13 protein-coding genes and 2 rRNA genes are annotated in these 11,619 nt (G+C 36.1%); 3 read left to right on the top strand and 12 right to left on the bottom strand.

Annotation, left to right across the window (positions count from 1 at the left end):
- The 3 genes from H6F62_RS14970 to H6F62_RS14980 all read left to right on the top strand — a co-directional run.
- Positions 1–100 (top strand): 23S ribosomal RNA (locus H6F62_RS14970); the annotation flags it as partial.
- A 260-nt stretch (positions 101–360) separates the two neighbouring features.
- Positions 361–478 (top strand): 5S ribosomal RNA (gene rrf / locus H6F62_RS14975).
- Positions 479–724: 246 nt separating this feature from the next.
- On the top strand, positions 725–1,147 hold the full coding sequence (locus tag H6F62_RS14980) for a cobalamin biosynthesis protein (protein WP_347238714.1): 423 nt from the start codon (positions 725–727) through the stop codon (positions 1,145–1,147).
- A gap of 74 nt (positions 1,148–1,221) precedes the next feature.
- On the opposite strand, the gene H6F62_RS14985 is transcribed toward H6F62_RS14980, so the two are convergent.
- The 12 genes from H6F62_RS14985 to H6F62_RS15040 form a co-directional block, all read right to left on the bottom strand.
- Positions 1,222–1,575: a phage holin family protein gene (locus H6F62_RS14985; protein ID WP_137909170.1), complete on the bottom strand. Its 354-nt coding sequence runs from the start codon at positions 1,573–1,575 to the stop codon at positions 1,222–1,224.
- Positions 1,576–1,585: 10 nt separating this feature from the next.
- Entirely contained in the window at positions 1,586–2,344 is a 759-nt protein-coding gene (locus tag H6F62_RS14990; protein ID WP_190372374.1) for a peptidoglycan-binding protein, read from the bottom strand.
- Positions 2,345–2,482: 138 nt separating this feature from the next.
- Positions 2,483–3,754 (bottom strand): pitrilysin family protein, encoded by a 1,272-nt coding sequence (locus H6F62_RS14995; protein WP_137909172.1) that lies wholly within the window; start codon positions 3,752–3,754, stop codon positions 2,483–2,485.
- A 22-nt stretch (positions 3,755–3,776) separates the two neighbouring features.
- Complete coding sequence (locus H6F62_RS15000; protein ID WP_190372403.1) at positions 3,777–5,015, bottom strand: insulinase family protein; 1,239 nt, start codon at positions 5,013–5,015, stop codon at positions 3,777–3,779.
- Positions 5,016–5,400: 385 nt separating this feature from the next.
- Positions 5,401–6,747 (bottom strand): FADH(2)-oxidizing methylenetetrahydrofolate--tRNA-(uracil(54)-C(5))-methyltransferase TrmFO, encoded by a 1,347-nt coding sequence (gene trmFO / locus H6F62_RS15005; protein WP_190372375.1) that lies wholly within the window; start codon positions 6,745–6,747, stop codon positions 5,401–5,403.
- Positions 6,748–6,828: 81 nt separating this feature from the next.
- Positions 6,829–6,999, bottom strand: coding sequence for a type II toxin-antitoxin system HicA family toxin (locus H6F62_RS15010; RefSeq protein ID WP_236097176.1), 171 nt, complete (start codon positions 6,997–6,999; stop codon positions 6,829–6,831).
- Positions 6,992–7,222, bottom strand: a complete 231-nt coding sequence (locus tag H6F62_RS15015) for a type II toxin-antitoxin system HicB family antitoxin (protein WP_028084382.1) — start codon at positions 7,220–7,222, stop codon at positions 6,992–6,994. The genes H6F62_RS15010 and H6F62_RS15015 overlap by 8 nt, the downstream gene beginning before the upstream one ends.
- Before the next feature lie 63 nt (positions 7,223–7,285).
- Positions 7,286–7,891 (bottom strand): retron system putative HNH endonuclease, encoded by a 606-nt coding sequence (locus H6F62_RS15020; protein WP_137909175.1) that lies wholly within the window; start codon positions 7,889–7,891, stop codon positions 7,286–7,288.
- Between the two features lie 169 nt (positions 7,892–8,060).
- Entirely contained in the window at positions 8,061–9,215 is a 1,155-nt protein-coding gene (locus H6F62_RS15025) for an iron-containing alcohol dehydrogenase (RefSeq protein WP_190372376.1), read from the bottom strand.
- Positions 9,216–9,393: 178 nt separating this feature from the next.
- Complete coding sequence (locus H6F62_RS15030; RefSeq protein WP_137909177.1) at positions 9,394–10,488, bottom strand: AI-2E family transporter; 1,095 nt, start codon at positions 10,486–10,488, stop codon at positions 9,394–9,396.
- A gap of 108 nt (positions 10,489–10,596) precedes the next feature.
- Positions 10,597–11,025, bottom strand: coding sequence for an NUDIX hydrolase (locus H6F62_RS15035; protein WP_190372377.1), 429 nt, complete (start codon positions 11,023–11,025; stop codon positions 10,597–10,599).
- 3 nt (positions 11,026–11,028) lie between these two features.
- Positions 11,029–11,418: a hypothetical protein gene (locus tag H6F62_RS15040; RefSeq protein ID WP_137909179.1), complete on the bottom strand. Its 390-nt coding sequence runs from the start codon at positions 11,416–11,418 to the stop codon at positions 11,029–11,031.
- Positions 11,419–11,619: the final 201 nt, after the last annotated feature.

Here is an 11,619-nt window from a genome sequence, read left to right on the forward strand (position 1 = left end):
GTAGGTAAGGTCACGGGCAGAACACCCGTTAATAGGCTCTATGTGGAAGTACAGTAATGTATGTAGCAGAGGAGTACTAACAGACCGAGGGCTTGACCTCTATATTCTTAATTGCTATTATTATTTCTCGTTCTCGAATGCAGTCTTCAGGGTTTTGTGAATTTTAGATTTTAGATTTTAGATTTTGGATTATTTGCCAACAATGTAGAAACTAAAAGTTCCAATTTTGGGAATTATAAAAGACTGATAATTAGTTTCTCTAGTTGAGAATAATATCAGTTGTTAAGTTTCTGTGAACCATGTTGAATTATTTTCTGCAATCTAAAATCGAAAATCCAAAATCCAAAATCACCAAGTTTTCCTGGTGTCTATGGCGCGGTGGAACCACACTGATACCTTCCCGAACTCAGAGGTGAAACGCTGCTGCGGCGACGATAGTTTGGGGGTAGCCCCATGTCAAAATAGCTCGATGCCAGGTTTATTATTTACAACCACATCACCCCCTCTATTTATTTAGCGGGGGTTTTGTGTTGGGCGACAATTTTTTAGCGATGACTGTGGTGAGCTTATCCCCATCTGTGTCAAAAAGTTAATTTAACATCTGAAAGATTTACCTATCCCCTTTTATCTTCTTCCAATGAACCACGAAGGAGCAAAGAACAGGAAGGAAAGGAGGTTTGAGAGATATTTGGCGTAAGTCCTATTACAAAACGAAGTGCATAATGTGGGATATAAAAAAAGTTTATGGGTGGGAATTGGTTGTCAACAAGGAATTTCCCAGGAGTTAATTAAATCCGCTATTAAAAAGGTTTTCCAAGAGTACCAACTTGTGTATGATGAAATAGCTGGAATTGCAACTATTGATAAAAAAGCTTCAGAAATTGGTTTGGTAGAATTTTGTGATTCAGAAAATTTACCTTTAAAAACCTTTAGTTCTGAATTTTTAAATAATGTATTTGTTCCTAATCCTAATCATAGTATTACTAAGTTATTGGGGACATCTAGCGTAGCAGAGGCATCAGCAATTCTTGCAGCTTCAGAAATCACATCTGCGGAAATAACTTTATTAGTTCCTAAACAGATTTTTCGATTCCAAGACAAAGTAGGAGCGCTAACTCTAGCCATTGCTCAACTGTACTGCATTTAATTTGTATTTAATTTGTATAATTATAGCGGACAGGATGCTGACACCACAATTTAAAAGTGATTAAAAATTGATATTTAATCAATTGTATTAACAACTTGGTTAATAATACCAGAAACAATTGATAGGACTATTGAACCGAAAAAAGCGGGAATAAAACCCCGAATTTCAAACCCAGAACCGGGAGTTATGGAACTCGCAAACCATAGAGTTAAGGCATTAATTACAAATGTAAATAAGCCTAAAGTGATGAAGGTGATAGGAAATGCTAAAATCTGCAAAATAGGGCGAATAATGGCATTTACTAAACCAATGACAATAGCGGCCATTAAAGCAGCAGTAAAGCCACTGAGAATGATACCAGGGACGATTTTAGCTGTAATTAACAATGCTACCGCAGTACCAAGCCAGGTCAAGAGGAAGTGTTTCATATTTTTATCGTTATTGGGAAGTGCGTTTTACAAAAACTTTCCATGTACCACCACCAACTACACCGTCAGGTTCTAGTCCGTAGCGGAGTTGAGCAGATTTGACTGCTGTTTCCGTGGATACTCCGAAATACCCATCTATTTTACCAGTTAAAAACCCTAGATTTTGTAATTGTTTTTGCAACTTAATTACTTCTGGACCACTCATACCTAAACGCAAAATTGGCCATCCCTCGGTTGTATATTGGATACCAGGTATTTGCTGATTAATAGGAGTTGGTTGAATTTTATTTGCCGGGGTTGTGCGTTTGATAGTTGGGCTATTAATTTTGGGTTTATTATTTATTTGACTGGGAATATTAGTAATACTATTGATAGTATTAGGTGATGAAGAGATATTTGCAGGACTGGGAAATAGTCTTTGCCAAGTAATATTATCTACATTACCATTCGGATTTAACCCAGCAGCTTGCTGAAAGCGATAAACGGCCATAGCTGTACTTTGTTGATACGTACCATTTACATCTCCCGTATAAAAGCCTAAAATCTTCAAAGCTGCTTGAAGTTCGGTAACGCGCTCCCCTTGACTACCCAGTTTTAGGAGAGGACGGTTAATTTTCGTTTCTGGGTTTGATTGAGCGGTTTTAAATGGCAGTGCTATTGATACTAATGCAGATGAACTAATCAATAGGGGTGTTGTTATTAACAATAGTAAACAATAACAACAATTGGCTCTGAATTTGGGGATACTTGTCATGTGACTAACTTTCATAGAACTTTTATAACTTTTATATAAGTTTCCTATGCTTATATTATATGACACTGAGGGCGAGCAGATTTTGTTGGGTTTCCTTGGGTCAACCCAACTTCCGCAATTTCAGGTTTTTTTGAGATTAATGAGATGAAGATGTTAAAAAATGACAGTCCCAATAGCTTCTTCTGGTCCAACTATAGACAAGTATGGTGTTTGTAAATATTTACGAGCAGATGTAATTGCCTCCGTTGCTGTGACATTATTAATTAGTTCGGGAAATTGTTGATCAAATTCAATTCCTAAACCTAAAATTTCATACCAACCATATATTTGAGCAATATGTCCATTAGTTTGTTTACCTAAAGCATATTGACCGATAATTTTGTTTTTAGCGGTTTGTAATGCTGCTGCTGATAGTTCGGTGTTACATAATAATTCTACTTCATGGCGGAGTCCTTGAAAAGCAATTTTGGTATTTTCTGGTGCGGTACCAATATAAACTATAAAGGCAGCGGGAAATAGTCGGGTAGAATAAATAGCAGATACATCATAAGCTAAACCCTGCTTTTCTCGCAATTCTACAAATAAACGACTAGAAAGACCATTACCTAAATAACTAGAAAGCAATTTAAGAGCGGCATATTCTGGGTTATTTACTGATGGTCCTAAATAACCTAATATGATAATTGATTGTTGTGTATTTAAGGGTTGTAGACAAGGTTTGGGTGAGGCAATAATTGGTGATAAATTAAGAGTATATTTGACAGAAGTGGGTATTTTCCAGTCACCAAAAATCTTTGTAATTAGCTTTTCTGCTTGTTCTGCTGTAATGCGTCCAGCAATGCTAATTACAATATTATCAGGACGGAAATGAGTTTGATGATATTCAACTAAGTCAGCACGGGTAATACTGCTCATAGTTGTTTCATCCCCTAAAACTGACATAGAATAGGGATGATTTGAGTACATTACCTGACGCAATTGTTCAAAAGCTAGGTGAAAAGGTTGCTCTTTTTGGGAACGAATATCTTGAATTGCTAATCGTTTTTCTAATTCTATTTGATTTTCAGGAAAAGTAGGCGATCGCAATAATTGTCCGGCTAATGTTAAAATGTCAACAAAATCGGCAGTTACTGTTTTTAAAGATAGCAAAAAATAATCTGTAGCTGCATCTGTACCTAAACTAGCTCCCACAGATTCAATTTTTTCAGCAATTTCTAAGCTTGATAAACCATCACAACCCTTTGTCATTACTGCTGATAACAAATGAGCTAAACCAGCTTTTTCTCGTGGTTCATAACAACTACCAGCACGAATAAAAATCCGTCCGGCAATAATATCAGCGGCTTGATTTTCTGATACTAATAAAACAATGCCATTACTTAATACAGTACGATGAATGAGCGAGGGACTATTAATACTTTGCATTCTTAATTTCACAGGTTAATAATTAACAAGGTTGGAGAATTGTCACAGCATAATTAGCTGGAGAAAGATACTGTTGAGCTATTTTTTGCAATTCCTGAGCATTGAAAGACCGGATTTCTTGGGGATAAGTAACAGCCAATTCAGCTTGGGCTATAGTATGATAAAAACCATAAAAACTACTTAGTTGATTTGGTGTTTCTGTAGAAAAAGCATAATCATTACATAAAATCCTCTGAATGCGATTTAATTCTTGCTGACTAATTTCTTGATTTTGCAATGCTTGTAAATGGGAACAAATTAAATCTTCAACTCGTTGCAGATATTCTGATTCTAACCAAGCTGTAATTGTAAATAAACTTGATTCTTGTTGTAGAGAAAAATCACAGGAAATTCCTTGAACAAGTTGTTTATCTTCCCGCAAATCAGATACTAAGCGAGAAATTCTGCCTGCCCCTAATAGCGCTGATAATAATTCTAAACCATGAACAGCCCGAAATTTTTCTACACCTGGTACTTTCCAAGCCATCATTAACCTGGCTTGTTCCAATCTCGGTAATATTAACTCATGACGACGAATGCCTTTAATTATCGGGGCTGGAACTTTGCCTTGGGGACAACTATGCCGTTTGGGAAAATCCGCAAATACACGGCTTACCAATTCCTGAGCAGCTTTTTCACCAATTCCCCCCACAATTACCACAGTCATATTTTCTGGTTGGTAATAACTGCGATAAAAGCAACGCATAGCCTCCGGAGAATGCTGCATCAATTCTTTCTCAGTACCCAAGACAGAACGTCCATAAGGGTGGTTTTGGTAAACATTTTTAACCAGAGATTGAAAACCCAGCCAATCGGGATCATCATTATAACCACGAATTTCTTCTAACACCACATCCCGTTCCCTGATAAATTCGTCGTCAGGAATGGCTGCATTCAGGAGTAATTCCCCTAAATGGGGTAGAGTATGTTCTAGATGATTAGCAGCGGTTGTAATGCAATAATGGGCATAATCGTGGCTTGTTGCCGCATTACTGACACCGCCAATTTTTTCGATGTGATCATCAAATTCCCCAGGAAGCAGGTTGGGAGTGCCTTTAAAAATCATGTGTTCTAGGAAATGTGCCATTCCAAACCAAGATTCTGGTTCTAGGTTAGCACCTGCACGCACCCAAACGTCAGCTACTACCACTGGTGTAGTGGATATCTCTTGGTGAATTAATGTTAAGCCATGATCTAATTTGATAATTGAACCGGGAAACACTTTGTTGGTGAGTTGTTTTGACAATTTTTTCTAACTGCATAAAATTTAATTTCGTTATTTTAACCTTGATTTTTAGGACTTATAGCAATTTTATCTGAGATTGCACAGAATGATCATCATTATTTATCTGCGGTTATCTGTGTTTATCTGCGGTTATCTGCGGTTATCTGCGGTTAATTATTCTTAATACGGTCTTTCTATACAACTTCATATTTATGTATTAATAATAACAAACCACAGAGAACACGGAGAAATAAGGGGTTGAGAGGTTTTTGCGTCATTTGTAAATTTTATGTAAATTTTATTATTATGGCGGGCTAGAAGCCCACCCCACAAGAGAAAGAAGTCTACCCCACAAAAGTTTGACAAATTTTAGCTATGCAAATTAGCTATGTTTTTCCTCTTCAATTAAAATGGGTAAGTTTTCCCTTCTCCAAGTTGCTAAATCTGCTAAGGAGCGATCGCGGTAACGTCCATATTTTTCAGGTTTACTCTTGATTTTTACACCCAAATCTGGGACAATTCCAAAGTTAGGAGCCATGGGTTGAAAATGTTTTGGTGCAGCGGATCTGATAAACTCAAATAATGCCCCCATCATGGTTGTAATAGGTAAAATTAACGGTTCTTTTCCTAAAGCTAATCTCGCAGCATTTGTTCCCGCTAACCAACCTCCCGCAGATGCAGCAGTGTAACCTTCTGTTCCGATTAATTGTCCCGCAGCTAATAAGGTGGGACGTTGTTTAAATTGCAAAGTTGCTAACATTAACTGAGGTGCATTTAAAAAAGTATTGCGGTGCATTACTCCTAATCTGACAAATTCGGCTGTTTCTAACCCAGGTATCATTTGAAATACTCGTTTTTGTTCACCCCAACGCAAATTAGTTTGAAATCCTACCATATTCCAAAGTTGACCAGCTTTATCTTCTTGTCGCAATTGAATTACCGCATAATTACGTTCTCCAGTACGAGGATCGGATAAACCCACTGGTTTGAGAGGTCCATAACGCATGGTATCTTCCCCTCTTTTTGCCATTTCTTCAATTGGTAAACAAGCTTCAAAAAATTTCGCTGTTTCTCTTTCAAAGTCTTTTAATTCTGTTTGTTCGGCTTGACAAAGTGCTTCTCTAAATTGTAAATACTGCTCTTTATTCATGGGACAATTTAGATAAGCTGCTTCACCTTTGTCATAGCGAGAAGCCATAAATACAATATCTTTATTGATAGAATCTCCCGCAATAATGGGACTTGCAGCATCAAAAAAGTTGAGGTATTCCATCCCCGTAAATCGTTGTAAATCTGCGGCTAAATCGGGACTGGTTAAGGGTCCTGAAGCTAAAACGACAATACCTTCGGGAATGGCTGTAACTTCCCCCCGTCGAAAATCAATTAAAGGGTGATTGGCTAGGGTTTTGGTCAAATCTTCCCCAAATTGTCCTCTGTCCACCGCCAAAGCCCCACCAGCGGGGACTGCGTGTTCATCTGCTTTAGAGATGACAATAGAACCAAGTTGCCGTAATTCTGCGTGTAATAGACCAGCAGCGCGATCGCTGGCCATAGCCCCAAAGGAGTTACTACAGACCAATTCGGCTAAATTTTCGGTATGATGGGCAGGGCTGAAGCGTTTAGGGCGCATCTCATGAAGAATTACAGGCACGCCCGCTTGGGCTATTTGCCATGCTGCTTCTGTTCCTGCAAGTCCGCCGCCAATTACTTGTATCGGTTGTTGTGTCATAGTGATTTGAGATTGGAGATTGGAGATAAAATTATTATTCAAATAGAGAACGAGGTGGTTGAGATTGTCGAATAATTGACATTAATGTACCAAGTTTAACAGATGAGTGTTAGGTACAATAGCAGTCAAAGTAGAGTCTTCTATTGCTTTTTGCATGACAATATGACTTCCTTTTTGTCTAACTTCTGTAAAGCCATTGTCTTGTAAAATTTTGCAGATTTCTTTACCTGATAGTAAGCGTAACTTACCCAACAGAAACCTCCAAATTAGTAATAAAAATTTCGCTTTTAAGACGATTTTTTATTTCTGAAGGTGAAGCAAACTCTAAAAATAATTCAATTGCTTCTTTTAAATTATCTTTTGCTTCCTCAATGCTATCTCCTTGACTAGCAATATCTAATTCTGGACACAGGGAAACATACCCATTGTCTTCTTTTTCAATAATTACAGTAAATCTTTGTTTAATAGTTGGCATGGAATATGTAAGCTCCTTAATATCTTTATATTATTATACTGCTTATTGTCCACGAAATATGTTTTAACCTGGATCAATTGAATTACAGTAATAATTTTCCAAAATATAAACAATAGTAACACAAAATGGTTGATACTTTCCGTCATTATTCAATTCTAAATAATCCTTAATAATATTCCTGATTTCCTCTTCATTAAAGTCTTCATCTTCTAATAATTTTAATTCTGCATCAATTGCAGCTTGACGCATTCTTTTTAAATTGGGAATATTCAAAGCTAATTTTTCTATTGTTGTCTCAGCAGCAAGTTTTTTATTAGTTTCTTCTGTCGGTAAAATTTCACCAGCAGCAGAATATTTAAAAAACCCTGCACAATTTGCTATTAACGGTGAAACTAACAACTTTTCATCATACCAATTATCTTTTTGATGTCCACAATGTACAGGAACACGGGGTTGTTGATCTTCTCCTTGACAGGAAACTATAAGATTAAAATAATCAAATCTCACAGTTTCATCTATACCTTGAGGTTTAAAATGTTCAATATGATAATTTCCTTGTGGTATGGGTTTTTGAATGATTTGACCATCAATATATTCACTTGCAGGTTTCGTTTCTGGTAGTTGCAGAAACTCATCTAATGTCAGAGCTTTTTGGATTACTTGTACCATTTTGGTTGAATTATAGAAAATCTTTGTCTTTCAAATTGTAGATTTTAAAAATTGCTTTGTGATGGAAAGGGTTAAAGGGTAAAGAGTAAATATTTGTTTATGATCATTTTCCTCTTTCCCTTTCACCCTAAATCAAGCAATATTTATCGTTACCCTACCAATTTAATTTCTAAGCACAAAGAGCTAAAATTTGCTCAACAACTTCCAAGTTAACATCTTTATTTTCTCCCAAAGCTGTCATCCCATGTTTTTCTAAATTCTCAATAACTGCGGGAATAGTTTCTAACCCCACACCATAATCAGATAAGTGAGTACGCACCCCAACTGATTCAAAGAAATCACGAGTTTTACTAATTGCTGTATTCACCCGTTCCTCTTCTGAACCACCGACAAGATCCCAGACTCTATCTGCATATTGTAGAAGTTTTTGCCATTTGCGATCGCGTTTAATTGTTAAAGTGCTAGGTAAGACAACCGCTAAAGTTTGAGCATGATCTAAGCCATGTAAAGCTGTCAATTCATGACCTATCATATGAGTAGTCCAATCTTGGGGAACACCAGCCGCAATTAACCCATTTAAGGCCATTGTTGCTGACCAAACTAAATTTGCTCTAGTATCATAGTCTGTAGGGTTTGCTAAAGTTTTTGGTCCTTCTGAAATCAAAGTTTTCAAAATTGATTCAGCCATGCGGTCTTGTAGTGGTGCATTTACCGGATAGGTTAAATATTGTTCCATGACATGAGTAAAAGCATCAACAATACCATTACCAACTTGTCTAGGAGGGAGGGAAAAAGTTGTTTCCGGGTCAAGAACTGAAAATTTAGGAAATACCAAAGGACTGGCGAAATATAACTTTTCTTGAGTTTCCCACTTGGTAATAACCGCGTTTGTATTCATTTCCGAACCGGTCGCCGGTAAGGTCAACACCACCCCCATTGGTAAAGCCGCAGTTACAGGCGCACCCTTTGCTAAAATATCCCAAGGGTCGCCTATAAAAGGAACAGCAGCAGCGATAAATTTAGTTCCGTCCGCGACAGAACCACCACCCACTGCGAGGAGAAAGTCAATACCTTCTTTGCGTATCAATTCAACGGCTTGCATTAAAGTTTCTAAGTGGGGGTTAGGTTCAATACCGCCAAACTCAAATACATTCCGTCCCGCTAATGCTGATTTTACCTGATCATAAACACCATTGGCTTTAATACTACCTCCCCCGTAGGTAATCAGGATTTTAGCATCTGGGGGAATTTCTGTACCAATGTTAGCAATTTGACCTTTACCAAACAGGATTTTAACAGGATTATAAAAAACAAAGTTTTCCATGATAGTTAGACAAAGGAATGAGATTTGATCTTGAGTATTGTAATCAGTTTCTTGTTTTTTTGCATATTCAACTACATCCCATTTATGAAAAATAAGATCTGAAAAATAAGATATGCAGTTAATATGGCAGAATTTTTTATAAATATCCACCAAACCAATAAATCAGATTTTCCATAATTTATGATTCTTTTAGATATTCAATATCAACATTAACAGAGGTTTCCTTAAATTCACCATTGCGCCAATTATCAGCAATATCTTTAATAAAACTAGCTAGAGGAATAGCAACTAATAAACCCACCACACCTCCTAATTTTGCTCCTATCAATAAAGAAATTACCACCCATACAGGATTTAAACCAGTTAAATTTCCTAAAATGCGTGGAGCCACAATATTAGAATTAATTTGGTCAATAGCTACACCTATAGCTGCAACTTCTAAACCTAAACCAAAGTCTTTTAAGGACACTAATAAACTAACAATACCAATACCAATACCTGTTCCAAAAGGAAATAGGGAAAATAAACCAATTCCTAAGCCAAAAAGTAATGATAAAGGCACACGTAACAATACAAATGCGAGTGTTATAGTCATAGCTAAAATAGCACCTAATGTAGCTTGACCTATGAAATAATTATTAAAATCTTCCCGCAGTAACTCCCTAACTTTCCTAGTAATATGTGCAGGAAACCAGAGATAAATTCCATCCCATAAACTTTCACCATTCAAAACTAGATAAATCGTCAGAACTATAGTTATGATTAAATTAAATAAATTTCCAATAGTGTCCAAAGCAAAACCTAAGATTTTTCCAGTAAAAGACTGAAGTTGAGCAGATATTTTCCCTAAAAATTCAGCAGCCAAACCACTTAAATTGACTGGTAATTTTTGTGTGGATGCCCAATTTTGTAAAGCTTCTATTTGTTGAGTTCCAGATTCAATCCAATAGGGAAGAAGATTAGCTAATTCATTCAATTGCTCCAGAATAAGTGGTAATAAAATAACCCCAATTGCACCTAAAATTATAATAGATAATAGCAATACTACTACAACAGCTAAAATACGAGGTACTCCACGTTTTTGGAGAAGTTTAATCGGATAATCTAAAACAAAAGCTAGGAGAATAGCAATAGAAATAATACTCACTAAAGGTTGAAAATAGTTAATAAATTGAATTAATAACCATCCATTAAGAATAATTATAGGAAATGCTAATCCTATATTTAGCCATTTCGGTAAATTTGCTAGTTTTTTCTCTGGTTGTGATTCCATGGAATTTATTAATAATCTAAGTAATAATCTAAGTTATTGGAAAAGCAATTAAAAATTTTCATTTTCAAAGCTTTTGATTACCTAACTGATACAGCCCACACTATCATTTTATAGCGTTTTAATAAAATCTAACATGATTTTTTGAGGTAAAATTGCTAAAGGTCTTACTTCTCCTGCTTTTTGAGAAAAATATTCCCCTTGCTGGATATCTTCTGCTGTTAACAAATCTAAATCCCAACCTTCAGAAAGTACAAGTTGATTTAATGGTACTAACAAGGGTGCTTGGAAGACATAACGAACAGCTTTTTGATCGCTATAAATTCCAAATTGAGAAAAAGCCGTTAATTCATAACCAATTTCTTCCATAACTTCTCGTTGAACCGCTATTTCTGGAGTTTCTCCAGGTTCGATATGTCCACCAAACAAAGCCCAACATCCAGGAGCTATAATATTAGGAATATTATCCCGTAATTGCATCAAAAACTTATTCTCTCGATAGAGAATAGCAACGGATACATTCACTAATTGACCGTTCATAAATTACTTGACCTCTAAATAAATTTCCCCGTATTCTTTTCCGTCCAGAGGAATACTTTTGTACTTAACATTACCTTTGAATATTACCTGTTCTCCAATTCCCAGGTTTCTCTGATTAGTAATCACCCAGATTTTACCAGTTGAATCACTAATTTGATATGCTTTTTTTTTAATTAAAGGAGCGGTTTTTTCTACTTTACCTTGAATATAAATTGTAGTATTGTCATCTTTGCGGCTGATTTTCTGAATTTGTGTCACATTGGCACCAATCTTAAAATTTTCCAGATTTATACCAGAATTTGCTTGATTATTGCAAGCATAAAGTCCTGTAATCACAGAACAACATAGTCCCTGGTAAAATAATCGCCAAGTAAAAATTTTTCGTTGTTGCATAAGAGTTTACACAAGTTACTTTCTACTTATAGCGTTTCCCAGTCTCATGAAGTACACACGAATTTATTCCCTGTTCAGAGTTCCCTGTTCAGAGTTCCCTAAAACTAAAAAACTTTGTACCTCACAAGCATGGCAACTGCTATATCATAATAGTATTTTGTTCAAAAAATACAAAATTATGCCAAAATAATCAAGAGATCA

This window comes from Anabaena sp. FACHB-1391, assembly GCF_014696755.1.
Classification (GTDB): Bacteria; Cyanobacteriota; Cyanobacteriia; order Cyanobacteriales; family Nostocaceae; genus Dolichospermum; species Dolichospermum planctonicum.